This is a genomic window from Paenibacillus algorifonticola (assembly GCF_050481745.1).
Classification (GTDB): domain Bacteria; phylum Bacillota; class Bacilli; order Paenibacillales; family Paenibacillaceae; genus Pristimantibacillus; species Pristimantibacillus algorifonticola_A.
The window spans coordinates 284484-311455 of the sequence record NZ_JBCNGR010000006.1; the positions used below are offsets into that span (position 1 = coordinate 284484).

The following is a 26972-nucleotide window of genomic DNA, read 5'->3' on the forward strand; positions in this document are numbered from 1 at the left end:
AAACTTTGTCGGATAGGAAGTGAGCCGCTTGAGCAACATGTCTCTAAGGGTCAAGGGACTTCTGGTTATTGTATTAATTACCTTCATTCCACTGCTGTTTGCCGGCATTATAAACTATATGGGTTTAAGACAGGGAATGATTGATTCCGCAACAGAGAAAACATTAAGCCAATTAAACAGCAGTGCGAATAACCTGGCTGCATGGCTTGCAATCAGGCGGGCGGAAGTATTGGTCATTAGCCGAACCGATGTCGTACGTTATGGAAAAGACGAAGAGAAGCTCAGCTATTTCAACCGCGAGCTAGTGCGGGCTGGCTTTGCTTTTCGCTCCCTTGGCTTTGTGGGCAAGGACGGCATGGCCATACGTACGGATGGCACACCGTTTGATTTAAGCCAGCAGCCCTTCTTCCAGACGTCAATTAAGGGGAAGGTGCTGATTAGCGATCCTTTCAAAACCAGCTTTTCGCCTGAAGAACAATTTGTCATAGCCGTTCCGGTTTACAATGAGGAAAATCAAATTACAGGAATCGTGTATGCGGCCATTGATATGGATATGATTATTCCTTATTTGCAAATGGACAAGCCGGATGCAGCCACCTTCTGGCTGTATAACGAGGAAGGCGTTGTATTGTTCTGTTCGGATGATGGGGTATTGCCGCAGACTGCCATGATGAACGGGAATTTACAGGAAATTCAGGTAAATGAAAAGCTGCTGTCCAAAAAGGATGGCATGGAGATCATTTCCTCAAATATGAATGAATATGCCGTATTTCACTCCAAGGTGGATGGTGTAGCTGCCTGGCATTTTATGCTTGAAATGCCGATGTCGGATTTGGAGATCGGGACGCTGCCCGTTCTGCTGAGCATTCTGCTGACGCTTGTTGGCTCAGAGCTTGTCATTGTGCTGCTGTGCTATCTCTTTTTTGCCAATATGGTAAACCGGTTGAAAAATATATTGATCGTCACCGAGCAGGCTGCCGCTGGCCAGTTTAATGCTGAGCATCTGTCAGAAATGCCAGGAGACGAGGTAGGCAAGCTGTCGCGATCTGTGAACGGCATGGTCGTGCGTTTAAGAGGAATGTTTGAGCGGCTGGAGGCGGTTATTAATCAAAATCAATATTCCTTTGTCGTCCTCGACGAGCATTACCGTATTTCCTATCTCAATAAGAAGGCCGAGGAAATGATCGGCTATAAGACAGAAGAAGTATCGGGGCATGCGACGCCGCTGCTGTTCATGGACATGGAGGAAATCCGCATAGCGGCAGAAGAGCTTGGGGAGAAATTGGGCCGTGAGGTGATACCGGGGCTGGACGTGCTCAAGGAGCTTCGCAATGACCAGTTTTCCTTCGAGCGGGAATGGACCTTTATTTCGAAAAATGGCAAACGCATTCCCGTCCTGCTCAGCACGAATGGCCTGCGGGATGCAAATGGCAAATTTACCGGAGCTGTCGGCATGGTTTTGGATATAACCGATAAGCTGCAAGTGGAGAAATCGCGCAATCGGCTGCTTGATATCGTTGGTTCTGCGAAGGATTTAATCGCTTCGGTCGATTCCCAGGGCGAAATGATCTACATTAATCAAGCGGGCAAGGAGATGCTTGGAATCCATGAGGAGGAAATGGATCTTTCTTCGCTGAGCGGGCATCTGAGCAGTGAAATGTTCTTTTATCTCATGAATGGCTCAGAGCTGGCTAAGCAGTACGGGTATTGGGAGGGCAATGTCGAAATTTTGACGAAGAAAAAGCAATTGAAGCATGTATCGCTCGTGCTCGTATCCCATCATAATCGCAGAACAGGAGAGGATTATTTCTCCTGTATTGCGCGGGACATATCGGAGCAAAAAATCATTCAAGAGGAGCTGCTTCAGGCGTCGCAGGATGCGGCGGAGGCGAATGCGGCCAAAGGCAGATTCCTTGCTCTCATGAGCCATGAAATTCGGACGCCGCTCAACGGCATCATCGGGCTGACCCAGCTGCTCAAGCGCACGGGATTATCCTATTCGCAGAAAGACTATGTGGACAAAATCAGCACGTCATCCGAGTCACTGCTGCGCATCATTAATGATATTCTCGATTTCTCCAAAGTAGAGGCGGAGAAAATCGAGGTTGAACTGCTAGCTTTCCATCCGGAGGAGCTGCTTGGCCGGGTAGCGGATCAGCTCAGCGTCTTTATGGGCGGCAAGGAGCAGTTCGAATTTTTGATCCATACGGCTTATAATCTGCCCAGCACGCTGCTTGGAGATTTGCTGCGGCTGGAGCAGGTGCTGTTGAATCTATGCATTAATGCGATTAAATTTACGAAGAAAGGCCATGTCAGCCTTCGACTAGAAGTAGTAGAGCTTCGTGAAGCGGAAGTACAGCTGCGTTTTGTCGTTGAAGATACAGGCATCGGCATGAGCGAGGAGCAGTTGGGTAGGCTGTTCCAGCCCTTCAGCCAAGCGGATGGATCTACGACGAGGAAATATGGGGGCACAGGGCTTGGTCTTGTTATTTCCCAAAAGCTCGTCACGTTGATGGGCGGCAATCTCGTCGCGGAAAGCAAGGTTGGCCGCGGCAGTAAATTCAGCTTCGTCATTACGTTCCCTATGCTTGAAGAAGAGCCGCCCTACAGCATGGAGCTAGGCGAGGAGATGATTGGACAGCCGGTGTGGATCGTCGAGGATAGCCAAATGATGCGCCACCATTGGTGCGAAAGGCTGGAATCGTTCGAAATGGCCCCGGTTCCCTTCGCTTCATGGAAGACGGCACGGGAGCGGCTGCGCCGAATCGGTGCCGGAGCGATGCCGAAGCTGATTTTGCTCGATATGGAAATGCCTGATATGTACGGAGCGGAAACTTGGCTCGAATTCCATCAGGAGGCCGAGGCGGCTGGCGTGAAGACAGCTGTGCTGACTACTTCATTCGGGCGGGACGAAATGCTGCAAATGCCAGAAAAGGATCGTCCGCTTGCCTTGCTTACTAAGCCGATAACCCGTTTAGCTATGCTTAACGGGTTGAGAGGAGTTTTGACGGAACGTACCTTTATTCCGCCTTGGAATCGGGCAATGAGCGAAGTGGCAGTTGAACAGCGGGAAGAGCGCAATGCCAAAATTTTGCTTGCCGAAGATAATAAAATTAATCAAATCGTCGCTTTGGAAATGTTAAAGGAACGGGGCTACGAGGTTGGTCTGGCTGAAAATGGGCATGAGGTGCTAGAAATGCTGGAGCAGGAGAAATGGCATCTCGTACTTATGGATATTCATATGCCGGAAATGGATGGCATGGAAGCGACGCGGTTTATTCGGGCCGATCCCAAATATGACGGGCTTCCGATTATTGCGGTTACCGCCAATGTGCTGCGTGCCGATCATGAGCAGTACAGGCAGCTTGGCATGGATGATATCATAACGAAGCCAATCAGCGCTGGCTTCCTCTATTCCGTACTCTCGCACTGGTTGAATCAGACGGGTATACTGCCTGTACCAACGTTATGGGAGGATGAGCCCCATGTGCAGCCGCAATATGAACAGGCTGCGTATTCCTCGCTGCCGGTCATTCCGGGCGTAGATTTGCCGGAGGCGCTCGCCAGAGTGAATGGCAAGCTTCCGATATTGATGCACATGTTAGAACAATTTCAGGCCGATTATCCTTCATTTATCGACAGATTAATCGCTTCAATGACAGAGAGGGATCTCGTTACCGCCAAGCGTCTCGTGCATACCCTTAGGGGAGCAGCGAGTCATTTATCCGCTTATCAATTGGCGAATGCGGCGACAGAGCTGGAACTGCTGTTCAATCAGGAGGAGATAGACGAAGAGGAATGGAATCAGAAGCTTACAAAATTGGAAGAAGAATTAATACATTTGCTCAAATGTTTGCAAAAAGACAAGTGACAAAAGTTCGACAAAAACCCCTAACAATTCTCTAACAAATTATTGTAGTCTGTCACAGCTATATTGTATAGTAAGGAGACAGACTAAATTCGACAGAAATCTTCAATCCCAATAAGGGGTGACGCCAATGTATAAAGTTATAGTTATAGAAGATGACGTCATGATGAGTGATATGCTGTCTATGTATTTGTCAGAGGAAGGCTATTCTGTCAAACAAGCGGGATTGGCAAATGACGGCTTGCGTATTATTTCAGAATTCGAACCTGATTTGGTTTTGCTGGATCTTATGCTCCCGGATATGGATGGGATGGAGATATGTGCATTGATTCGCGAGCGTTCGAATGTGCCTATTATGATTTTATCCATGAAAAATGAAGTGTCAGAGCGAGTGCTGGCGTTGAAGTCTGGTGCAGACGATTATATGTGCAAGCCATTTAGCATGCACGAGATGACGGCGAGAGTTGAGGCATTGATTCGCAGAGCTAACATTAAGCCGGTCGGAGCAGAGGTCGAGCAAGAGTCAGGCGAAGAGGAGCGGGATCCGATCCAGCTTGATTTTGAACGGAGATTGCTGCTTGTCAGAGGCATGCTGGTAGAAACAACATTTTCGGAATATGAAATTATGAAGCTATTTTTGGCGTATCCTGGCAAGGTATTCAGCAGGGAAGAGCTAATCAATGCCATTCGCGGCTTTGATTCCTTTGTCACCGACCGTGCTATTGATGTACACATTGTGAATCTGCGGAAAAAAATCGAGCAAAATCCAAAGGAGCCTCGTTTGATTCGAACCGTTTGGGGCTTCGGCTACAAGTACACAGCCCAGAATACCTCAGTCAGCCAGGAGAAATAATAGCATGCATTTTTAGGGACCGTCTGGCTTATTCAGACGGTTTTTTGTATGGAAAAAGACATTCTAACAACTATCTAAAGGTAATTGCTGAAATTTCCTAATTATTGTATGAGAACATAGATTTAACTTACTATTGGATCGAAGGATGGGAAATATGAAGGAACAAGTCATCGCATTATGGCCTGCAAAGCTGAATGCCTGCCGTGAGCTAGGCCATATGCTGCTGCGAGTGCAAAATGCAAACCATAAGCTTGCTGCGGTGCTGGTGCAGCTTGACCATTTTTACCGCATCATCGGAGCTCGCGGAATGGACTATGGCAGCGAGGTGATGCAGCAGATTGAAGAGCGGCTGGTGGCGGCTGGAGCGGACCGGGCTGCAATTTGGCAAATGAGCGACAGAACTTTTCTGGTTGCTGTGGTGCTGGATGCTAGTCAAGCGGATGGATACAGCCTCCTAGAGCGTTTCAAACGAACGGTGCAGCAGCCCGTAGGCTTTGGCTCCGATTGCTATCATTTAACTGCCAGCATTGGCGTGAGCCTGTTCCCGCAGGATGGTACGTCAAGCGAGCAGCTCATTTGCCATGCGGAAACAGCGCTGTATAGCGGCGTTTTAAAGGAAGAAGGCCAGATTTCCTATTATTCGCGGGCGGAAACAGAGCAAATTAATCGGCATTTTGAGATGGAGGCTGCCATTCGAACGGCACTGTACAAAGGGCAGTTCCACTTGAACTACCAGCCCATCTATCATGTGGAAACGGGCAAGCTGCGAGGCTTCGAGGTGCTGCTGCGCTGGCATCATCCGGAGCTTGGCAACATTCGACCAGCTGAATTTATCCCATTTGCAGAAAAAAACGGCATGATATTGCCAATTGGCGCCTGGGTGATCAAGCAAGCTTGCCGCATGCTGGCCAGCCTGCCGGATCAAGCTGCACTGATCATGTCCGTCAATATTTCGCCGACAGAGCTGGCAGACTGCGCCTATGCTGACATGGTGCTAAATACGCTGGAGGAAACCGGAATACCGCCACATGGCTTACAGCTGGAAATTAAAGAGGGCTATAATTATGCAAATTGCGAGCGATCCATTAAAGCCTTGACTAGATTGCATGCAAGCGGTGTGCTGATTGCGCTGGATGATTTCGGTTCCATGCACTCGTCGCTGGCCAATTTGCAGTTGCTGCCGATCCATGCCTTGAAGCTGGATCGCTCCTTTGTTCGAGAGATCGATAAGGAGGGCGCCGAGCATCATATCGTGGAGGCGATGATTGGGCTGTTGCATAAGCTGGGCATTAGCGTTATAGCTGAAGGAGTGGAATATGTGAAGCAGTATGAGCTGCTGCGAGGCTGGGGCTGTGATTACATGCAGGGATATTTGCTGGGCCAGCCCGCACAGCCAGATATGCTGGATTTATCCATGATTCGCAAGCCTGAACGAACAGGCGGCGCAACAAAGCCTCCGAATCCACTATCGCAGCGGTAGGAGGCTTTTCTAAACGATTGGAATATATGAGTGATGTAATCCGTATATGCTTCGGTTCCATCGCGTACCGTTTTCATCGATAAAAAGCGAAAAAATCGTTTACGCTTGTTTAGGTTGGGGATGATGTTCCTTTTAGTCCAGTGGGGGCTAGAGGGTGTTTAGCTAACTTCCAGATAAAGTTTAGTACCATCGCTGTATTGAAAAATAGCAACCTCACGTACGACTTCAACTTTAGAGATCCGTTTCCATTTTTTTCGAAAGTCGAAATTGAGTTCCATTTCACGCAGTTTATGATGAAGCTGCTCAACTGACGCGGCTTGTTCGTTAGTATAATAAACAGGTACAGAACGACTTTTGAAGGTAATGATTTTCATCATGACCTTGTCCACCTCCGATCGTTTTTTCCTATTCTATCCTAAACGTTTTAGCCGCTTATGAAACAGCCGTAAGAATATTGTTTAATTTGCTTATATATTTCTAACACATTGTGTCAGCTGGAAAACACTACTTTCCAGCTAGGATTACATATTGTAGTGCTGCAATAATGGCAAGATGCAACGGGTAAAAACTGCGCCAAAGGCTGCGAGGAATTTTAATTGCATCGGCTGCTTGCAGCATGCTTGGCGAGTAGGCAAGCAGCAAGGTTGCGACAACGCTGAACATCTGAATGCTCCAGCCCATATAGAATAAATAAAAGATGTTGAGCAGCAGGTGGGCCGGAGCCATACCGTGTTTTGGGACATAGCGGTAGATGAGGACGAGCACTAGCAAATAAGCGCCGTAGCTGCATGGAATGACTTCAAGAAGCAGCAGCAGGAAGGCAGCCAGTGACACTTGAAGGGCAGGACTCGACCTCAATTGGTCCAGCAGCTTGAGGGAGACGAGACAGACGAGCAGAGTACCTACCGTGTTAATTTCCCAAGTGCCGAAGGCCAGTGAATATGGGATTTGCGACAAAGCCGCAATGGCGGTCATACGCCATAAGTATTGGTTTATGTTTTTGGTACGGAAATATCCAATGACAAGCGCATAAGCATAAAGCGGCATAGCAAGCCTGCCAATAATTCGCCATGTATCATCTTCGGGAAACCAAATCAATCCAATATGATCAAGCAGCATCGTAACCATTGCGATAATTTGCATATTCATCCCCCTAAGCTGTGATTATTATAGCATGGGGGTATGAACGGGAGAAGAACAGCGTTTTAGGTGTAAAGCAGGGTAATGACAAGCAGCTCGTAGAGAACGAGTGGAAGAATGGCATTTTGTGGAGGAATGAAGGCGCGCGGGTCCTGCACGGTACAATGCAAATACAGCAGGCAGCGGTCCACATGTGCAATATAGCCCTCGTATACATGGCCATCCATCGTATGCACGCGCACAGGCCTATGCATATGTCCGTGGCACAGACGATGAATCTGCTCTTGCACCTGTTGCACCATAGCTGTATGTGCAGGCTCTGCCTGGTACAGCACAGCTGCTGCTTGCTCCGCTGCCTTTGATTGCTCTGACATATGAACATCGCTCCTTTGCCCCGCAGCATGCCAGCAGGGAGTCTCATCCTAAATTAAGCTATATGCAAAAGGCGCGGGGATAATGCTGAAAATAATGATGCCTTCCACAATGGAATATAAGTCCTGAAAAAAATTCCGTGGCCTAGGTCGCGTTTAATACGATGAAAAGCTAATATAACTTTAACTAAATTGGAGTGTATTCAGTTTAGCGGAAATAAAAAGGCGCGGTGCTCCGAAAACCCAAAGCCCGCGCTTTTTTCATATGGTTAGAGCATCCTTTTATCGCTATTTAATTACACCACATGCGATGCGAGCGCCGGAATTACCGGATGGATCAGTAACGTAATCATCCGCTTTCTCGTGAATAACCAGAGCAGCGCCGCCTGATTTTATAAGCGAGTTAGGTACGCCCTTGGCGAGTGTCACATTTTTCGAAATGATTTCGGCTTCTACTTTTCCAGACGCGTCAACTTGAATATTCGGCAAATCGCCAGAATGGAAGCCTTTGGGGTTGCTGAACCCGTGCTGCTTGCTTAGCGGATTGAAATGCGCCCCAGCGGTCGTAAATTCGGGAGCCTCGCATTTCCCCGTTTCGTGAAAATGAATGCCGTGCATGCCCGGTGCGAGCTGCTCCACCGCAAGACGGATATGTACTCCGTCAGCTTGCTCCTGCAGGCTTGCTTTGCCGATGACGGCTCCTTTGCTATTAATGAGGTCGAGCTTGATTTCCTCAGAGGGTGCCGTATTTCCAGCGGCATGGGATACAGGAAGGGATGCGCCCCCTAGCGCCAGGCAGAGCGTCGTGATGCAGATCGTTTTTTGAATAAACACAAGTTTTCCTCCATTTCCAGTGATGCATTTAATATGTCCCGCTTATCGCCGGCCTATACGGAAAATAAGGAATAGCAGTTGTGTGTTTATCAGGGAATACATGTCCATACCTCTCTACTCTATTTGAATATGATATAGCAGAAACCATGAGAGAGGTGGCATTTAATATGTCAGTTAAATCGAAACTCCAAGTGAAAAACATTAAATCAGCATCGCGCCAATCGAAACGGGCTCGCACTTCTTCTTGTTCCTGTCAACGCCAAGAGTCGGCAAATGATAACAGAAGCAATGGTTGTCATCGAAGAGATCCAGCAGTTGAAGGAATTCAGGATGCAGGAAAAGAACTAAGCAAAATTTTCAAAAGACTGGAAAATGAAGAGGTTGCTGAGAAGCTGGTTAGAGCAATCCGCTGCCATGATGCGCGGGCGGTTCAGAACATTATCGGCTGCGATTGCCGAGTCGTTCACTTCTTCTGCACAGATCGTTCCGATTGCGTTAGAATCTGCTGTTCGTTTGGTAGAGACCACGCGGTAACAATCTCGTTTGACATTTGTATCAGAAGAGAAAACCGCAACCGCTACTAGCCACAGGCAGATGCTAAAAATAGGTAAAAACCGCCAAGCACCGGAGGGGGCTTGGCGGTTTTTGCTATGCTCTATGGCTCAAACGTGTATCCATTGCCTTATAATCTGTCACCGCGCTTCGCGAATCGGCATACGATAGGACAGCAAGGTCAGGCCGACAAAACAAGTATGGACAACGACTATCTATGGAGGGGACGAACGATGCCGCTAATTCCGAATTTCCCCGCACCGCTGCTTCAGGAGCATGCCGTCTGGCATCATACGCATCATGTAATACCCGGCACCATCCCACCTCGCGGGTTCGGTGATCAATTTATGCGTTTTCACCGTGACTACATTAACCGTGTGTACAGCTGGTATAACAGTCAAGGCTATGACACCAGGCTAATTGCGGCATGGCCGGAAATTCCGGAAGCTATACGCCGCGCTCCTTGCTATAATCCGGCTGCGGAAAATCGCATTCGAAATAATCCGCGCTCCTTTGCTACGCTGGATGAGCTGGGCAGCTATATCGAATCCAGCGGCATTCATGGCTGTATGCATATGATTTCAGCCCAGCTGATGAACGAGCCGGAAATCAATGACTTTGACTTGGCGCCGCGCCATACGACATTTTATCAAATTCACGGGCTAATCGATCAGTGGTATCGCAATTGGGAAAATGCCTGGGGCCAACGCGCTGACGCAAAAGGCCACAGGCAAAGTCAAGTCCAGAGCCAGATTCAAAGCCGCTCTGTGCGGCAGCAGCGCTCCACGGGCGTAGCTGCTTCAGCGGCTACGTGCAATCGCGCAAGGCGCGCATTACGCTTGCGTAATATTCCGCTTTGCGCGGAACGAACTGCTCCACCCGCACGCTCCTTACGGAAGGCAGCTGCCCGCCGTCCTGGCTTACAGCTACCCCTGATACCACCAGCTCCGACCGCTCATGCTCGAACAGCTGGAGCAGCTCCTCCAGGTCGGCCTCGTACACGCCGGCCACCTCTTCGGCTTGCAGCTGTAATTCCATCAGCGGCAAGGAGCAGACGAAGCCGAACACATCGCTGACCTCACGGTCGATGAAACTGGCGCCGCCAGCCGTTCCTACGGTATCCTCACGCAGCTGCCCAAGCGGGATCAGGTCGTCGAAGCTGGCGGTTACGCCAATCTCCTCCTGCAGCTCGCGTGCGGCGTCGCGCATCGTCTCGCCTGCCGATAGATGCCCGGCGACGGTAATGTCATAGCAGCCTGGACAAGTATCCTTGCTGGACTGCCGCAGCTGAAACCGGACATAGCGGCGGTCTTCTTCCCTGCGTGTGAGCCAGCAATGAAAGGAGCGGTGCCAATATCCCTTGGCATGCGTCTCCGAGCGTGTGGCTGTACCGATTGGATTCATCTGCTCGTCATAAATATCAAAATATTCTTCTGCCATTGCACGAACTCCTTTGTACTAATTTCCTCGCAGCTCCTTAGTGAGAGCGTCCCGTATCGACAGCTTCAAGCTGGGACGTGCAGTGCTTGCAGCGAGTAGCTTTCAGCGGAATGCTGGACAAGCAATAAGGGCAGTCCTTTTCCGTAGGAGCAGCTTCGGCAGGAGCCTCCTCGGTTTTGCTGCGGCGCAGCATATTAATGCCTTTAACGAGGAAGAAAATACAGACGGCTACGATAAAGAAATCCAGCATCACATTAATAAACTGACCATAGGCGATAACGGCAATGCCATTTTTAGCTGCATCGTCGAGGGAGCGGATTATTGTCCCCTTTGCAGCTAAATCATCGGTAAGGGTAGGATTAAGGTTAATGAATAAGTCCTTGAAATTGGCACCGCCCAAAACCCGTCCAATCGGCGGCATAATAATGTCGTTCACAAGCGAGGTTACAATTTTGCCGAAAGCTCCACCAATAATGACACCGACCGCCAGGTCGATGACGTTGCCTTTAATCGCAAATTCCTTAAATTCCTGTACAATTTTCATCCTAAATCTCTCCTTTATAAAATAAGCTTGCCCGGAAAAATCGCATTAGCGAGCGCAGCAAAACGCAGCCATGCAAAAGCTCTGATTGCTCTTTATTGTATATAAAACAAGCCAGAAACACCATTCCTAAAGCAGCGGCATAAAAAGATAATACTAAAATTACATAAAATAACAATTTTCCTAACCATTCCGAATACAGGTATTGCCGTAGGCGAGACGTGCTTTTTTGAAAAAGGTCATGACTTCCCAGTCTGGGAGCGACTCTTATTCGTCATTTTGCATCATTTTCTGCTTTTTTTGTGAAAAAAGATATGTAAAAAGAGAGGATTTTATTGGATATTGTCGAATTTCAGTATTGTGAGTAAATTAATGGATATTTGAGGAGTTTTATGAATCACCAATTCGTTATAGGGAATCCCTTTTTTACACTGTTTTCATTTATGATTGTTTGCTTTGCCTGTTTTACGCTGTTCAGCATGATTGGCTACCCGCCGTCAGGCAAAAAAATAATAGCGTTTAGCCGCAAGTTTGGCAGCTCTTTCGTATTTGGGCTGGGGGTTTGGGCCATGCACGTGCTAGCTATATTCGGTTCGACTTATCCATTAGTTTTGGACTGGACTATGCTTTATGCTTTATTGTGCTGCATGGCTCTTACCTATGCTTCGATATCGGTATACGAATCTGTCTGGCCCGGGCCGGTTAGAAGGGCGTTAAGCAGTCTGCTGCTTGCTGTTGGCTCAGCGATGCTGCATTATTTGAGCCTGCTGGGGAGTCAGGTGAAAAGCTATGAGCTGGATCGCTATTTGTTCATGGTGTCGATCATGGTTGCTTTTTTCGGAGCGCTGGTCGCCTTTAATTTGTATGAAAGCAGGGGCAAGGATGGCAAGCTGATCAGCAGCCTCATTCTCGGGCTGTCGATGATCATTATGCACACGATTGGCATGCAGGCGATGAAGGTGGAGTATTTGAACATCTATACGACCGATAGCATGAACGACTCGATGATGCTCATGTCGTTTCTGCTCGGCATTGCAACGATGCTCATATTGAGCTTCTGCTTATCCACCTGGATGATCAGCCGCAAATACAGTATGGTCGATTCGAATTACAAGCTGCTGGTTGAAAACTCCCTGGATACAATTGCGATTATTAAAGCGGGGAAGTGGCAATATTTCAATCCTTCCGGACTGCGGATGTTTGAGGCAGATAGCGAGCATGAAATAATTGGCGAGTCGATCTACGAATTTCTTCATGAGAAGCATCATGAGGAAATTCGCCAGTTGCTTGGCGAGGAGGAAAATGAGGATTTGCTGCGCCAAAAGCCGGTCGAGCTGGACTGGAGAACGGTGCGTGGCAAGCTGCTGCATACGGAATTGGTTCGAACAAGCACAAGCCATACGGGCAGCCTTGCTTATCAAGTCATCATCCGCGATATTTCGGAGCGAAAAAAAAACGAGGAGATGCTGATCAATTCTGAGAAGCTGTATATTGCAGGCCAGCTGGCTGCGGGAATTGCCCATGAAATTCGCAATCCGCTCACCTCGCTGAAAGGTTTTCTTCAGCTCATTGCCTCTGGGCGCAGCAATCATAATTATTATGACATTATGAAATCCGAGCTGGTACGGATTGAATCCATCGTAAGTGAGCTGCTGATGCTGTCCAAGCCGCAGGTTTATCAGCTGTGTTACCGGGATGTGCGCCAGATTATGGCGGAATCGGTGACGCTGCTGGAGACGCAGGCCATTATGCACAATATTGAAATTCGGGTGAATATGGCTGCGGAGCCGCTTTACGTCTTCGGTGTAGAAAATCAAATCAAGCAGGTGTTTATCAATGTCATCAAAAATGCAATCGAGGCGATGGCAGGCGGCGGCCTCATTCGCATTACGCTTGAGCTTGCGCAGAAGGCGCGAATCATTATCCGCATTCAAGATGAGGGCCCTGGCATTGCGAAGGAGCAGCTGTCCAAGATTGGCCAGCCATTTTATACGACGAAGGACAGAGGGACGGGGCTTGGCCTGATGGTCACCTACAAAATCGTCGACAACCATCTAGGCAGCATCAAGGCGGACAGTATTATGGGGCAAGGCACGACCTTTATTATTCAGCTTCCCTATCGCAAAGACCCGGAAGAAAATACAGTCATATGAAACCGCACATTTTTTGCAACGCAAGGAGACGGCTCGACGTACAACCGAATAGCTACAAAAAAATGATTCGGTGAGGTGTCCTTATGTTTAATCGATTATTAGCAAGCATTGGCATTGGCTCAGCAAAAATTGATACATTGCTTGAAAAATCCCGCTATTCGCCAGGTGAAGAAGTACGAGGCGTCGTACAAATTCGCGGTGGAAGCGTGGAGCAGCGCATTGAGAAGATCGAGCTGTCCGTAATGACCGAATACATCCGCGAGAGCAATGACCAGAAGCACAGACATCACTGCGTTATTGGAAAATATCCGGTCAGCCAGCCGTTTGAGCTGAAAGCCGGAGAAAACCGTGAAGTGGCATTTTCCTTTCAGCTGCCATTTCAAACTCCGCTCACACTGGGGAAAACGCCAATATGGGTGAAAACCGAGCTGGACATTCGCGGCGCCATCGATCCCGGCGATAACGATCGCATAGAGGTCGTGCCGAATGCAGCAATGGGCAACGTACTGGAAGCGGTCCAGCAGCTAGGCTTCCGTCTGCGTGAAGCAGATTGCGAGTACGCTTCGCGTCTGGGACGCTCGCTGCCTTTCGTGCAGGAGCTGGAATTTGTCCCAACCGCAGGACAGTTTCGCGGCAAGCTTGATGAGCTTGAGGTTATTCTTTATCCGCAGGCTCAGCAAATAGAGCTGCTGCTGCAAATCGACCGCAAAGCGCGTGGCCTGGGCGGCTTCTTCGCTGAAGCGATGAATACGGATGAAACGTTCGTCCGCGTCGCTTTTACGCAGGAGCATCTGCAAGCTGGGACGCAAGCGATTGCGAGCCAGCTCGAAAAAATAATCGCCCGGCACGCTTAACCGACAAGCGCCGAACTGGAAGGCCGAAACAAATGTGCCGAAGTAAAGGTGCCAAGCCCAGAGGCGCCATAGCAAATGGCAGCAGCCTGTCCGCCGCGAGATAATGATGCGGCGGGCAGGCTTTTTTTTATAGATAGACAGGCAAGGCGGTTTGATTTGTTGCTATTACTTCCGGTTGCGGGTTATGGCATAATAGATGGAGCATGAATGATTATACTGGAGGAGCTTACGATGGCAGAACCGCTAAAAGCCTTATACGATGGCTTATTCATAGAAGATTTTGGAGTGCTGGTGCGTTCGGTTTTACCGACTTTTGATTTGGCAGGTTTTACGGCGGCAGTAAGGGCTGGAGAATGGGAGGAGCTGGCGCTCAAGGCGCGCTCACGGCGGATTACCGAAGCCCTTGGCGATTTCTTGCCGAGCGGTTACGAGGCCGCGCTTGATGTGCTGATGCAGATCGACTCGCAGTGCCGCGGCCTGCCCTATATTTTCTTCCCGGATTTTGTGGAAGTGTACGGAATGTCACCGGCGCATTTTGACCGGTCGATGCAGGCGCTGGCGCGGTTCACCCGTTATTCGACGGGGGAGTTTGCCGTGCGCCCATTTCTGCTTGCTGAGCCAGAGCGCATGATGCAGCAAATGCTGATATGGGCGGACGATGAGGATGAGCATGTACGCCGGCTGGCTAGCGAGGGAACACGCCCGCGTCTGCCTTGGGCACAGGCGCTGCCGATGTTCAAGCGCGATCCACAGCCGATTCTTCCGCTGCTGGACAAGCTGAAAGCCGATCCTTCGCTGTACGTCCGCAAAAGCGTGGCCAACAATCTCAATGATATCGCTAAAGACCATCCCGATGTGGTCGTTGAGCTGGCCCAGCGGTGGTCTGGCCATAATCCGCTGACAGACTGGATTATTAGGCGTGGCTGCCGCACGTTGGTGAAGCAGGCTAATCCGGCGCTGATGGAGCTGTTCGGCTATGCAGCCGGAGTGGGCGAAGAGGGCGGGGAGCACGCGTCATTGACGGTGCATGCCGAGCTTCGGGCATGGCCTGCGGTCGTCCATATTGGCGACGAGGCACGGATTAGCTGCGAGATGAAGCTGCGGGATGGAGACGCACTCAAGCTGCGGATCGAATACGGCATTGATTTTATTAAAGCTTCAGGCAAGCCTTCCCAGAAGCGTTTCCTGCTGTCTGACCGCGAGTATGGGGGTGGAGCGAAAGTTGCGCTGTCGCGTGTGCACCGCTTCGCCGACTTGACGACGCGCAAGCATTACCCTGGACTTCACCGCATTACGCTATGGGTGAATGGCGTGCAGGCAGCGGAGACGGAGCTGCAACTGGAGGAGGCGGACAGCAAATGAATATTGGAGCTCGCGTGCTGAAGACCGGATTGTCCGTTACGCTGGCGATTTTTCTGAGCCAGTTTTTCGGCTTTCCGTCCAGCCTCATTACGGCAGTGGCCGCTATATTAACGATTCAGCCTTCCATCTACCGTTCCTGGCAGCAAATTCTGGATCAGGTTCAGACCAACCTGCTTGGTGCAGGAATTGCGCTTGCTGCGATGAAAGTATTCGGCCATACGCCGATTGCGGTGGGGCTCGTCTGTATCGCCGTTATCCTCATTTGTATCCGGCTGAAAATGGAAGCGACCATCGGAGTGACCCTCGTCATGGTCATCGCTATTATGGAAGCCCACGGACAAGGATTAGACGTGGCGCTGCAGCGATTTTTAATGGTCCTTACCGGTATGGGGGCCGCTTTTACGATTAATGTGCTCGTATTTCCCCCGCGCCCGCGCAAGCAATTTACCGAGCAGGTGCATCTTGCTTATGGGCAAATGTCTTTACTGCTGCGAACCGCCGTTTCGAATGAAATGAAGGAAAGCGTGTTCCGGCAGGAGAAGGAAACGCTGCATGTGTCGGTGCGCAAGCTGGAGGATCGCTACACCTTGTTTGAGGAAGAGCGCAAGGTGCTCGCCCATGCCAAAAAAAGCCATGCCAGACAGCTGCTCGTCTCCAAGCAGACGATCAAGGCGCTGCAAAAGGGCGTTGATCTGCTTGAGGTTGTAGAGGAGCATTATTTTGCCGCCGCCGGTGCAGGGAAATGGGCGCAGCGCTTCGATAACCAGATTGAGGAGCTGACGAAATACCACGAATCGATTTTGCTGAAAATCGAAGGCAAGATGAAGCCGAATCTGAGCTTCGAGCCGGAGGAAGAACGTGAAGCGCGCCTGATTACTGACCTGACGGATTATTTCCGTGAGGGGCGGGACGAGCATAAGCGCCTTGTGTTCGTCGCGTCGGCTATTTTCGAATATGCCTACCATCTGCGGAGGCTGGAGAAGCTCGTGGATCAGGTCCAGCAGCGCGGCATGTCGCCCGAGGAATGGACGGCAGAAACGAATGCCAGCGGCAGAGAGGCTAAGGTTAGCACTCAGGAGTAACAAAAAAACCGTCTCTTTTTCAAATGATCGATCATTTGACGAAGAGGCGGTTTCTTGTGCATGGTTATTTTTCACAGAGCAGTTGTAAGTCAATCCATGGGCTATTGGGTCTTATTGCTGCCCTCATGGCGTCTTGGATGCTGCATATGAGCTTCGGGATCATTGTCATCGTCTTTGGGGATGAGCCGCGGATCGGTCCGTCCTTCATGATGGTTGTCGAAGTCCAGTTCCACCAGCCGCCAAGTTGCCGTCCCCATCTGGGGATCGGCTGGGAACACCTCGCCGCGCTCCAGTTTCTCTTCACGATTCCAATCGTTGCGGTATACTCCCGCCACTTCAACAGGCTCGCCCGACATCGGCTTCATCTCATTGTATTGATGCTGCTGCTCTTGGTCCAATTGCTGTTCGTTCATCGTATCTCCCTTTCCAGCCCTGCATAGTCCGTCCAACATGACGGCGGGTCATTCTGCTATAGCATGCCTCAAAAGGGAATATGTATGAGTGCTAATGAATATAACGTTTTTCCAGCCGCTTGCCGCCGAACCACATCAGCACAATGACGATGCAGGCAACAACGATGCGCCAAGGCTCATGGGCGAAGTTTCCAATATCAAAGCTGAGCAGCGATACGCATAAAATCATGACCGCCTTGCCGAGAAGGGTTGCGATGATGAACGTGCGGAAGGGCACGGCGCTTAAGCCCGACACAATGTTAATGAGCGAGGACGGCGAAAATGGAAAGCAGGCGAGCAGGAACAGCGGCGTAAAGCCGCGATGCTCGATCCATTCGAAGAACCGCCCGGATTTCGGAAAACGCCGCTCGACTTTTGCTTTGACATTTTTTCCGAGCTTGCGCACGACCCAGAAGACGCCGATGGCTCCAGCAGAAACGCCAATCCAGGAAAATAAGAAGCCGAACCATAAGCCGAAAATATTGGCATTGGCCGCGACAATCGCCAGCAAAGGCAGAAAGGGCAGGAAGGCTTCCAGCAAGGGTAAAAGGATGCCAAGCAGCGGTCCGAATTCCCGATAGCTTTCCAGCGTGCGCTGCAGATGCTCTAAATCCATATGCTTTATTTGTTCAATCCAATTTTGCAGCAACGCCATACGTCAACACCCTCACTCATTTGATCAAAATATCAGCCGTTATAAAAAGACGTCGTATGGCTTAAACAATACCAGAAAATAGTGGTAGATGCCAAGCTCTCGCATATGGAGCTAGCCGGTCCTGTCAGCTTGTTACCCCTGCTCTAAAATAGACGCCTCGCGGTTGCGGATAAACTGCCGCAGCTTATTGGCAAGGTCCCGATTGATTTCGCCGCGTTCATACAAGCTTTGCACCTCGACCCGCTCTGCCTGAATGGCAATCCAATGCAAATCGCGCTGTACGTCGGCGTCGCCTCCGTTCATTTTCGCCGATATCGGCTTTTGAAGCTTTTCCTTTATAAAATGGTAATGGCTGATCAGCTCGCTCCGCTCCTCCGAGCCGGGCTCGTCCAGCTCTTTATCGAAGGTGTCGATAACCGCATCGCAGGCTCGCAGCTTCATCCTTCTCAGCGCCTCGCGATCGGCGTGCCCTATCTTGGCGGGGGCTGGCGATTTCGTTTTTTTGAGGGAGAGCATCTCAAGCAGTAGCCTCATCAGCTTTCTCATAATAATCGGCCAAAAGCTTCGGCGTCCCGCCAGCATCTGCTCAAGCCGCTCCAGGCTTCGCTCGAACAGTTCAAACTGCTGCTCGCTGATTTCCCCTTGTGCCAGCATACGCCTCGCAGCTTCCCGCTCCATGCGGAACGCCTCAAAGCGCAGATCGATGATTCCCTCAGCCGCTTGCTTGGTTGTTAGCTTGGGCTTCTGAAGCTCCAGCATGCGGAACCAACGCTCATATTCGGCAAGGACGGCTGCCGTTTCCGCCTCATTTTCCTTGCGCGCCGTTTGGTGTATAGCCTCAATGGCGGCATTCATCATTTTGAGCTGCCCTTGGCGCTCTTTTTCTGTCCGTTTTGATTCATTGCCCATATCGCTGCTGGTTGCAAGCAGCGGAAGCACAGTGCTCGCAGCCAGCAATGACAACAGAATAACCGCAGTTGCGAGAAAAATAATGATATTCCGCTCAGGAAACGGATTTCCGTCGTTTAGAAACAGCGGTATGGAGAACGCCCCGGCAAGAGTGATGGCACCGCGCACGCCAGAAAGCGAGGTCATGACTAATATTTTGAATGACAGCTTCTCGCGCTGCTGCTCAGAGCCAAATAAGCGGCTCCCTCTTGAAAAGGCGTATGTCCACAAAAACCGTAGAAGCAGTAGCAGAACGAAAATGATGCACGCATAGCCTATCATCTGAAGCGAGTTAATCGCAGGATTATCGAATACGGTGCTGAAGACAAGAGGTATTTGCAGTCCCAATATGACAAAAACGAGTCCGTTCAGTATGTACAAAATAACCGGCCATGTATGGTCAGGCACCTCATCGTTCCGGGCCCGAGCCTTCTCGTATTCATCACGTTCAACGGCATGGATGACGCCTCCGGCTACAGCGGCCAAAATACCGGATACGCCAAGATGCTCGCCAGTCAAATAAAGAGCAAATGGCGTGAGTATATGGATAAGCATATGCAGCGTTGGATCTTCCAGACCAGACCGACGCAAAGCAGCGCGAAGTCCTGTAATTAGGAAGGCCAGCACGCACCCGACCGCAAGGCCGCCCGACGCAATAACGACAAAGCTGATGCTTGCTTTCGGAAAGGAAAACGTGCCGGTTAGCGCAGCGGCCATCGCAAATTTAAAGGCGACGAGCCCGGAGGCGTCGTTCATCAGCGCTTCCCCTTCCAGCAAATGCCGCAGGCTCTTGGGCAGATGAACCCGCCCCGCTAATGCATTGACCGCAACAGCATCCGTCGGAGACAGCAGGGCAGCTAGTCCAAACGCTGCGGGCTGCGGAATGGAGGGAAGCATAAAGTGGATCGCATAGCCGATAAGAAATACGGTGACGAACACAAGGCCGACCGCAAGCAGGAAAATGGGGGCGCGAAGCCTCCATAATTCATTGCGCGGTGTATGCTTGCCATCGTTATACAGCAGCGGAGCTACGAACAATATAAAAAATAGCTCAGGCTCCAGCGTCATATGAACGCCGGATGGTATAAGCGTAATCCCAATGCCAAGTGCAATTTGGATAAGTGGAACCGGAACAACCGGAAGATGCCGATTAATAATATTGGACAACCCAATCAGAGCAAGCAAAATTAATATGGAAGAAAATACGGCCATTCCATCACCCTCTCTTGTAAACGCTGCTTCAGCTGTTGTCGCTCATGACGGGCTTATTTTCGCCAGTGCAACTAAATTTTACCCATAATCAGCCTGATTGCTTTCTACGAGGAACAGCGGGTTATGCATGCCCTTGCAGGTTGGTTCTGGACTATCGGTAATGTATAATAGGAAGGGAATGGCAATCAAAAAAATATTGAAGGAGTGACTTTCTTTTATGCAGTACACTTATTTGGGTCAGTCAGGTTTGCGCGTTAGCCGCTTATGCCTCGGTACCATGAATTTTGGTGTGGATACAGATGAGAAGGAAGCGTTCCGGATTTTGGATGCCGCTTTAGATGCGGGCATTAATTTTATTGATACGGCAAATATTTATGGCTGGGGTGAAAACGCCGGACGTACAGAGGAAATTATCGGAAAATGGTTCAGTCAAGGTGGCGGACGCCGTGAGCGTACCATACTTGCGACCAAAGTATATGGCGATATGTTTGATGAACATGACGGCCCGAACCGGGAAGCCGGCTTGTCCGCTTATAAAATTCGCCGCCATCTGGTAGGCTCGCTGCGCCGTCTGCAGACGGATCATATTGAGCTGTATCAAATGCACCATGTGGATCGCAACGTCCATTGGAATGAATTGTGGAGCGCATTTGAGACGGCTGTCTCGCAAGGGAAAATCGGGTATGTAGGCTCAAGCAACTTTGCGGGCTGGGATATTGCTGTGGCGCAGGGCGAAGCAAAAGCGAGAGGGATTTTGGGGCTCGTATCCGAGCAGCACAAATATAATTTGCTGTGCCGTCTGCCGGAGCTGGAGGTGCTTCCTGCATCGAAGGCGCTCGGTCTAGGCGTTATTCCGTGGAGTCCGCTGGATGGCGGGCTGCTTGCAGGCAATCATCGCCGGGATAGTGGCGGACGCCGCAGTGGCGACACCAAGCGTCTGGACAAGCATCGCGCGCAGCTAGACGAATATGGCAAGCTTTGCGATGAGCTGGGTGAGCCTGAGGATCTGGTATCGCTCGCATGGCTGCTGGCGAATCCGGCGGTTACGGCCCCGATTATTGGGGTGCGCACGCTGGAGCAATTCGAGCGCTCGCTTCGTGCGGTAGAGCTGGAGCTGGATAGCGCGACGCTCGCCCTTATCGATGAGATTTTCCCAGGACCGGGCGGCGATGCGCCTAAAGCATACGCTTGGTAAACGGTGATAGAAAGCCGTTCGTCAAATTAATAAATTGAACAGTACAGGGTCTTTGTTCAGTTCTATGAAAGAATAGCCTTTCAGCTGCATGCGGCTGATCAAGGGCTCATAGTCCTCGCGGTGCTTCAGCTCAATGCCGACGAGTGACGGGCCATTGTCCTTATTGTGCTTTTTCGTATACTCGAAGCGGGTGATGTCATCGGTCGGACCGAGCACATCATCGAGAAATTCTCGCAGCGCACCCGCGCGCTGCGGGAAATTTAACATGAAATAATGCTTGTATCCTTCATAAATGAGCGAACGCTCTTTAATTTCCTGCATGCGGTCAATATCGTTATTTCCTCCGCTAATGACGCATACGACTGTTTTTCCGGCGATTTGATCCCTGAACATATCAAGCGCAGCAATGGGCAGCGCGCCTGCTGGCTCCGCTACAATCGCATTTTCATTGTAGAGATCGAGCATGGTCGTACAAATTTTCCCCTCGGGAACAGGCACCGTATCATCGAGCAATTCGCGGCAGATCGCGAACGTAAGCTTGCCGATCCGCTTCACAGCAGCACCATCGACGAATTTGTCGATATGCTCAAGCGTAACGACTTCCCCGGCATCGAGCGATTCGCGCAGCGACTGTGCGCCTTCCGGCTCAACGCCAATCACTTTCGTTTCCGGCGAAATGGCTTTTACATAAGAAGCTACGCCAGCCGCCAGGCCGCCGCCTCCAACGGTCACAAACACAAAATCCGGTACCGTATCCGACGCTTCCATCAGCTCTTGTCCAACGGTGCCATTGCCGGCAATGATTTTCAAATCATCAAAAGGATGAACGAAAGCAGTACCGCTGCGCTCGCTCTCCTTGATGGCCTCTGCGTAAGCATCATCAAAGGTGTCGCCGGTTAGAATAACTTCAACACTATCCCCGCCGAAGAAGGACACTTGGTTCACTTTCTGGCGCGGCGTTGTGCTAGGCATATAGATTTTGCCCGGGATGCCGAGCGCATGGCAGGAATAGGCAACACCCTGCGCATGATTACCCGCGCTTGCGCAGACGACGCCAGCGGCAAGCCGCTCTGGCGGCAGCGAACGCATAAGATGGTAGGCTCCGCGAATTTTAAAGGAGCGCACAATTTGCAGGTCCTCGCGTTTCAGCAGGACGTTGCAGCCGTAGCGCTCGGAGAGCACGCGGTTATATTGCAGGGGCGTGCGGAGAATGACGTCTTTCAAATGCATTTGGGCGTGAACAATGTCTTCAAGCCCAACTCTAGGCGAATGTGATGATAAATATTCCATGTGCAGCCACCTTCCGGGATTAACATTTTGCGAAAGCTTCCAAACGCGCTTTCATGCGTATTCTTGAAATATAGGAAAGGTTATGATGGTTCAATCCTTTCATTATATTTCTCGGACTGAAACGCGCTGCGCGGCCAAAGGATGGCGAAAGCCGTTTCACCTTGAAATATAGGAAAGGTTATGATGGTTCAATCCTTTCACTATATTTCTCGGACTGAAACGCGCTGCGCCGCCAAAGGATGGCGGCAGCCGTTTCACCTTGCTTGTTGTTGCTCATTATAGCATTATCACAAGCATTGCATAACCATGGAATTACAGGGGGAGGGCCAGGCAGTATGGCAAAAGAATGAACAACGGGCATAAGCTGCCCACGGCTAGGCCCATTTTCCAATTCCGATAGATAATGATTGACATTAGGTATGAGAGTAGTTATCATAAACTACGAAAGTGATAATCATTATCAGTTTGTCTACCTAACAATGATGAAAAATAATATACGATAGTATATATTGATGGAGCTGGTTTAATCGTGGCAGAGTTTAATCGCAAGGAGCATCAACTAAATGATGCTCCAGCCGAAACGGGCAGGCCGTGGAATTGGCAGCTGTTCCCGTTCTCATCAGTGAAGGCGGGCGAGGATGCGCTGTACGTGGCATCGGTAGGTTATGGCGTCTATCAGATTAATGGCGAAGAGCAATGGATGAAGCTTAGTGCAGGGATGCCGCAATCGGCAATGGTTAATCGACTGCAGCTGCAAAGCAGCGTGCTTCATGCCTGCACGAGTGAAGGACTTTATCAATATACAAACGGGCAATGGGTGAATGATGGTCTCGCCATTTCTTGCTATCAATACCGGATGCTTGGCGGCACGGGCTATGCGGCAACCGATTATGGGCTGTGGTCAAATTCGGGAAGCCGCTGGGAAAAGTCAGCCTGCGCCGACAAGCGGGTCTACGATTTTATGAACCTGCCGCAATATCTCGTAGTTGGCCATGAAAGCGGAGTCGCGCTGTACGACCGTTTTATGGATGAATGGGCCGAGTTTGAGCTGGACCGTGGGGTTACAAGCCTTGCTGTATACCGGGGACATCTTATTGGCGTCAGTGATCGCGGCGAGCTGATGATTGGCGACAAGAAGGGGCGGTTCGACCGCATCCGCTTTAGCAAGCAGTTTATTTTCTCCATTGTTGCGAAGGGGAAAGATATTTATGTATGTACGGATAAAGGCCTGTTCCAGCTTGCTTATATCCGTAATCAAGTCACGCTGCTGTCTGTGAAGCTGGGTATTCCGGTGACGGATGTGGATCTGCAGGGAGACAGTTTGTATATGGCAACGTTGTTTCAAGGTATTCAAATGATGGATGCCTAGTTCATAAAATCAGCCATCGGCACACGGAGGAGAGGCTGCTCTCCTCCAACTGGTGGGAAACAAAGCAGCCGATTGTCCAAAATGGCGACGGCTATTTACACTTGGGAGGAATGTAATGGTGTCAAAGGTAATTGTGGTATACGCGAGCATGACGGGAAATACAGAGGAAATGGCTGAGGCGATTGTTGCTGGAGCACAGGAAGCGGGCGTTGAAGTGGTATCGAAGGAAGCCTTCGATGCAAATGCAGCTGATTTGCTGGAGTACGATGGCATCATTATCGGCGCATATACTTGGGGAGACGGCGAGCTTCCAGACGAAATTCTTGATTTTTACGAAGAGCTTGAAGGACTTGACCTCAGCGGCCGCAAAGCAGCCGTATTCGGATCGGGCGATTCCTCCTATCCCGTATTTTGCGGGGCAGTCGATACCATCGAAGCGAAGCTGCGCGAGCTGGGGGCAGAAATTGTCTCCGAAAGCCTGAAGGTTGAATACAACCCTTCCGATGACGAGAAGGAACAATGCAAAAACCTAGGCAAGCAAGTAGCTGGCCTTGTAACTGTAGCGGGCTAATAAGCAGGGCGGCTGTTGCTGCTATATTTCTAAGCGATCCGCATGAAAGATGAGGTGGCCGATTATGGAGCAATCCGCAGCAGTTAAGCTGATTGAGGATTACAAGTTGGAAGAGCTGCTGCGCTGCCCCTATCGGTTCATTAAACGGCAGACGGCGAAGAAGCGGGCAGGCGAAGTGAATGGTCGCCAGCTTATGCAATTCGCCGTCAGCCATATTGTAAATGATTTTTATGAGCAGCCGCCCTATGCCCGTACAGCTGATTTAGTGAAGCAGCTGGCAGAGCGCTGGTGGACAGCGCGAGTAGCTAAATTCAATAATGCCGAGCATTATTGGGATTCGAAGCTTCAAGCGGTTGCACATTTGACAGCATTTTTAATGGAGGAGCAAGAGGCGGCGCCGATTATCCGTTTCGAGCAGCATCGCACCTTTGTGGAGCCGCTCGATATGGAGCTGACGCAAATTTTTCAAATTGTCGCCGAAGATCCGGACGGGACGAGTACCGACTATATTGTGCAAAAGTTTGTCGTGGACGAGGATGAGGATGTCATCCTGACGTTCCAGCATATGACCGCCGTCTTTTGTAATAGTGCCTTCGGCAAGCTGCCGAGCCGGATCGACGTCTTGTCGGTGATGAGCGGCCAGCGGATTTCTTATTATCCAAGCGATACGGATATACCGCAGTCTTTGGATTTTATGAGGCTTGTGCAGACTATGCTGCCCGAAGCCGAGTGGCTGCGCAAAAGCAACAATGCGGCGGAATGCCGGAGCTGCCCGCTGCACAGCGAATGCTTCAGCAAGAAGGCGGAAGCAACGGCCGAGGCCGTTCTGCAAAAGTCTGCCAGCCTTACTATATAAGCAAGAGCATCATTTGATAGAGCATCATTCGATGGTTCATCGAACGGTGCTCTTTTTCATGCCGCAATTGATACGACGCATCCGGCGGCAAAGGTAGACAAACGATTATTAGTTATGTAACATGGGGCAATACATAAATACTATCTTACATCGTTGCACAAGGAGAGATTGTCGTGTCAGAGGAACTGCTGCTAACGTTTCGTTCGCCGCCGCTGCCCTTTTTTATAGAATCAAACCGTAGGACGTATCAAGCGGGTGAGGAACATCCGAACCGGACCAATATTGGCGTATTCGATATGCTGTTCGTGCATGAAGGCGCTTTGCATCTTTCGGAAGGGGAGTATAAATGGCTGCTTGGCCCAGGGGATGTGCTTATTTTACGGCCGGACAGCTATCATTATTCGTATCAGCCCTGTCAGGAGACGACCGTGTTTGACTGGGTGCATTTTCAAACGGTGGGTGCGTGGGAAGAAACAGAGGGGAGTCAATCGGGCTCCTTGAGGGGCGACTATTATACATATGCCATTCGGCTGCCGAAAAAAATTCATCTCTCCTATCCAGACGAAGCGAAGCTCATCTTCGGACAACTGCATGATGCAGCGCAAAGCTCATCGCATGGTGCATTTTGGGAGCGCCAGCAGCGTTTTCTGCATTTGCTGCAAATGCTCGATGAAGGCTGGCGTTCGGATGCTGCAAGGGCAGGCGTGTCAGTGGCGGAACGTGCTGCTGCCTACTTGAAAATGAATTATCGCAGCCCGATCAGCAATGGCATGCTCAGCGAAGTGCTGCAGCTGCATACCAATTATATTACGCGCTGTATGACCGAGGTGTTTGGCTGTACGCCGCAGCAATATTTGCTCTACTATAGGTTGGATCAGGCGAAGCTGCTGCTTATTAAGACAGATTGGACGATAGCCCGAATCGCGGAGGAAACGGGCTTCCGTCAAACACCGCATTTCTCGCGGCTGTTTGCCTCACATACCGGAATGCCGCCGCTTAAATTCCGCAAGCGTTTTACGACAAATTAAGTCAAGAAGCGAATAAAAAACCTCCTCTTATGCAAATAATGGGCAAGACGATATTTTGAGCGTTGCGGAATGCTTGCCCGCACAGCTTCGAGGGGGATACACAGATGATTGAACGTTATTCGGTAAAGGCAAATGTCGATGATTTGGTTCGCTCGTTTCAGGTTGGAAATGTAATTGATTGCGATGTGACAAGGTTTAACATAGCGCCGACCCAATCGGTGTCGATTGTGATGAATGACCGCCTAGGCGAGCGTACGCTTCAGGATGCCAGATGGGGCTTGTTTCCGTTTTGGGCGAAGGATTCCGTAAATGCGGATTGCGAGCGGCTGTCGGAAAAGCCGTTTTTCGAGCGGATGCTGCGCAGGCAGCGCTGTGTTGTACCATGCAGCGGCTTCTTTGGCTGGCAGCAATATGGCCAGGAGCGCGAGCCGCGGGCGATGCATATTGTTGTGCCGAGCCAGCGATTATTTGGAGTAGCGGGCTTCTTTGATGCCTGGAAAAATTATCAGGGGCAGGAAGTGCGCGCTTTTACGATGATTACGGCTAGTTCTTCAGGGACTTTATCCGGCTGGCAGCCGCGTGTGCCTATCGTGCTCGACGAGGAAGGGCTGGAGGATTGGCTCAATCCGCGTATTCATGATTTCCGTTCGCTGCGCAAGCACCTCGACCCGCTGGAATCGTATCAGCTCAGAGCTTATCCGGTAACGAATGCGGTAGGTAATGAAGCCTATGAGTCGCCGGATTGCATTCAAGAGATTATGCCGGATTTTGCATAGCTGCGGCAAATAAGCTTCGGCAGCTGCTTAAGTCCTATAGGTTGCTTGAGGCCGAGCCTTCATTCCAAGGAAAGTGTGGAAGCGGAGGTC

At 50.3% G+C, this 26972-nt stretch carries 24 protein-coding genes; 14 read left to right on the top strand and 10 right to left on the bottom strand.

Going from position 1 to position 26972, the window contains the following annotated elements:
• Positions 1 to 37 precede the first annotated feature (37 nt).
• The 3 genes from ABEW34_RS04775 to ABEW34_RS04785 all read left to right on the top strand — a co-directional run bounded on the left by ABEW34_RS04775 (position 38) and on the right by ABEW34_RS04785 (position 6201).
• Positions 38 to 3871 carry a response regulator gene (locus tag ABEW34_RS04775; RefSeq protein ID WP_430156167.1) on the top strand — a complete coding sequence of 1278 codons (3834 nt, stop codon included), beginning with the start codon at positions 38 to 40 and terminating at the stop codon, positions 3869 to 3871.
• 127 nt (positions 3872 to 3998) lie between these two features.
• A complete protein-coding gene (locus tag ABEW34_RS04780; protein ID WP_430155336.1) occupies positions 3999 to 4721 on the top strand; it encodes a response regulator transcription factor in 723 nt (240 codons plus the stop codon).
• Between the two features lie 154 nt (positions 4722 to 4875).
• A complete protein-coding gene (locus ABEW34_RS04785; protein WP_430155339.1) occupies positions 4876 to 6201 on the top strand; it encodes a putative bifunctional diguanylate cyclase/phosphodiesterase in 1326 nt (441 codons plus the stop codon).
• Between the two features lie 158 nt (positions 6202 to 6359).
• Here ABEW34_RS04785 and ABEW34_RS04790 read toward each other — a convergent pair whose 3' ends face one another.
• From ABEW34_RS04790 to ABEW34_RS04805, 4 genes are all read right to left on the bottom strand, one after another.
• The gene (locus tag ABEW34_RS04790; protein ID WP_046229519.1) at positions 6360 to 6578 is read right to left on the bottom strand and encodes a hypothetical protein; all 219 of its coding nucleotides are present in this window, start codon (positions 6576 to 6578) and stop codon (positions 6360 to 6362) included.
• A 127-nt stretch (positions 6579 to 6705) separates the two neighbouring features.
• Positions 6706 to 7344, bottom strand: coding sequence for a TraX family protein (locus ABEW34_RS04795; RefSeq protein WP_430155342.1), 639 nt, complete (start codon positions 7342 to 7344; stop codon positions 6706 to 6708).
• A gap of 62 nt (positions 7345 to 7406) precedes the next feature.
• The gene (locus ABEW34_RS04800) at positions 7407 to 7715 is read right to left on the bottom strand and encodes a hypothetical protein (protein WP_056031828.1); all 309 of its coding nucleotides are present in this window, start codon (positions 7713 to 7715) and stop codon (positions 7407 to 7409) included.
• Positions 7716 to 8000: 285 nt separating this feature from the next.
• On the bottom strand, positions 8001 to 8546 hold the full coding sequence (locus tag ABEW34_RS04805) for a superoxide dismutase family protein (RefSeq protein WP_430155345.1): 546 nt from the start codon (positions 8544 to 8546) through the stop codon (positions 8001 to 8003).
• Between the two features lie 372 nt (positions 8547 to 8918).
• Here ABEW34_RS04805 and ABEW34_RS04810 point away from each other — a divergent pair, with 372 nt between their 5' ends.
• Complete coding sequence (locus tag ABEW34_RS04810; RefSeq protein WP_430155348.1) at positions 8919 to 9080, top strand: hypothetical protein; 162 nt, start codon at positions 8919 to 8921, stop codon at positions 9078 to 9080.
• A gap of 825 nt (positions 9081 to 9905) precedes the next feature.
• Here the strand turns inward: ABEW34_RS04810 and ABEW34_RS04815 are convergent.
• The gene (locus ABEW34_RS04815) at positions 9906 to 10538 is read right to left on the bottom strand and encodes an NUDIX hydrolase (protein WP_430155350.1); all 633 of its coding nucleotides are present in this window, start codon (positions 10536 to 10538) and stop codon (positions 9906 to 9908) included.
• Positions 10539 to 10575: 37 nt separating this feature from the next.
• The gene (mscL, locus tag ABEW34_RS04820; RefSeq protein ID WP_430155353.1) at positions 10576 to 11082 is read right to left on the bottom strand and encodes a large conductance mechanosensitive channel protein MscL; all 507 of its coding nucleotides are present in this window, start codon (positions 11080 to 11082) and stop codon (positions 10576 to 10578) included.
• A gap of 566 nt (positions 11083 to 11648) precedes the next feature.
• Here mscL and ABEW34_RS04825 point away from each other — a divergent pair.
• The 4 genes from ABEW34_RS04825 to ABEW34_RS04840 all read left to right on the top strand — a co-directional run bounded on the left by ABEW34_RS04825 (position 11649) and on the right by ABEW34_RS04840 (position 16530).
• Complete coding sequence (locus ABEW34_RS04825) at positions 11649 to 13232, top strand: ATP-binding protein (protein ID WP_430155355.1); 1584 nt, start codon at positions 11649 to 11651, stop codon at positions 13230 to 13232.
• An 83-nt stretch (positions 13233 to 13315) separates the two neighbouring features.
• Entirely contained in the window at positions 13316 to 14086 is a 771-nt protein-coding gene (locus tag ABEW34_RS04830) for a sporulation protein (protein WP_430155357.1), read from the top strand.
• A gap of 231 nt (positions 14087 to 14317) precedes the next feature.
• On the top strand, positions 14318 to 15448 hold the full coding sequence (locus tag ABEW34_RS04835) for a DNA alkylation repair protein (RefSeq protein WP_430155360.1): 1131 nt from the start codon (positions 14318 to 14320) through the stop codon (positions 15446 to 15448).
• On the top strand, positions 15445 to 16530 hold the full coding sequence (locus tag ABEW34_RS04840) for an FUSC family protein (protein WP_430155362.1): 1086 nt from the start codon (positions 15445 to 15447) through the stop codon (positions 16528 to 16530). The genes ABEW34_RS04835 and ABEW34_RS04840 overlap by 4 nt, the downstream gene beginning before the upstream one ends.
• A 101-nt stretch (positions 16531 to 16631) precedes the next feature.
• Here ABEW34_RS04840 and ABEW34_RS04845 read toward each other — a convergent pair whose 3' ends face one another.
• The 3 genes from ABEW34_RS04845 to ABEW34_RS04855 form a co-directional block, all read right to left on the bottom strand.
• The gene (locus ABEW34_RS04845; RefSeq protein ID WP_430155363.1) at positions 16632 to 16943 is read right to left on the bottom strand and encodes a transposase; all 312 of its coding nucleotides are present in this window, start codon (positions 16941 to 16943) and stop codon (positions 16632 to 16634) included.
• A gap of 91 nt (positions 16944 to 17034) precedes the next feature.
• On the bottom strand, positions 17035 to 17637 hold the full coding sequence (locus tag ABEW34_RS04850) for a TVP38/TMEM64 family protein (RefSeq protein ID WP_056031795.1): 603 nt from the start codon (positions 17635 to 17637) through the stop codon (positions 17035 to 17037).
• A 132-nt stretch (positions 17638 to 17769) separates the two neighbouring features.
• Entirely contained in the window at positions 17770 to 19797 is a 2028-nt protein-coding gene (locus tag ABEW34_RS04855; RefSeq protein ID WP_430155366.1) for a Na+/H+ antiporter, read from the bottom strand.
• A 217-nt stretch (positions 19798 to 20014) separates the two neighbouring features.
• On the opposite strand from ABEW34_RS04855, the gene ABEW34_RS04860 reads away from it, so the two are divergent.
• On the top strand, positions 20015 to 20992 hold the full coding sequence (locus tag ABEW34_RS04860) for an aldo/keto reductase (protein ID WP_430155368.1): 978 nt from the start codon (positions 20015 to 20017) through the stop codon (positions 20990 to 20992).
• Positions 20993 to 21013: 21 nt separating this feature from the next.
• On the opposite strand, the gene ilvA is transcribed toward ABEW34_RS04860, so the two are convergent.
• On the bottom strand, positions 21014 to 22282 hold the full coding sequence (gene ilvA / locus ABEW34_RS04865) for a threonine ammonia-lyase IlvA (RefSeq protein ID WP_430155371.1): 1269 nt from the start codon (positions 22280 to 22282) through the stop codon (positions 21014 to 21016).
• 529 nt (positions 22283 to 22811) lie between these two features.
• Here ilvA and ABEW34_RS04870 point away from each other — a divergent pair.
• From ABEW34_RS04870 to ABEW34_RS04890, 5 genes are all read left to right on the top strand, one after another.
• Positions 22812 to 23651 carry a hypothetical protein gene (locus ABEW34_RS04870; protein WP_430155374.1) on the top strand — a complete coding sequence of 280 codons (840 nt, stop codon included), beginning with the start codon at positions 22812 to 22814 and terminating at the stop codon, positions 23649 to 23651.
• Positions 23652 to 23769: 118 nt separating this feature from the next.
• A complete protein-coding gene (locus tag ABEW34_RS04875; RefSeq protein ID WP_056031783.1) occupies positions 23770 to 24222 on the top strand; it encodes a flavodoxin in 453 nt (150 codons plus the stop codon).
• Between the two features lie 64 nt (positions 24223 to 24286).
• The gene (locus tag ABEW34_RS04880) at positions 24287 to 25078 is read left to right on the top strand and encodes a hypothetical protein (RefSeq protein WP_430155377.1); all 792 of its coding nucleotides are present in this window, start codon (positions 24287 to 24289) and stop codon (positions 25076 to 25078) included.
• Positions 25079 to 25251: 173 nt separating this feature from the next.
• Positions 25252 to 26106, top strand: coding sequence for a helix-turn-helix domain-containing protein (locus ABEW34_RS04885; RefSeq protein ID WP_430155379.1), 855 nt, complete (start codon positions 25252 to 25254; stop codon positions 26104 to 26106).
• A 104-nt stretch (positions 26107 to 26210) separates the two neighbouring features.
• Complete coding sequence (locus tag ABEW34_RS04890) at positions 26211 to 26882, top strand: SOS response-associated peptidase (RefSeq protein WP_430155382.1); 672 nt, start codon at positions 26211 to 26213, stop codon at positions 26880 to 26882.
• The last annotated feature ends 90 nt before the right edge of the window (positions 26883 to 26972 follow it).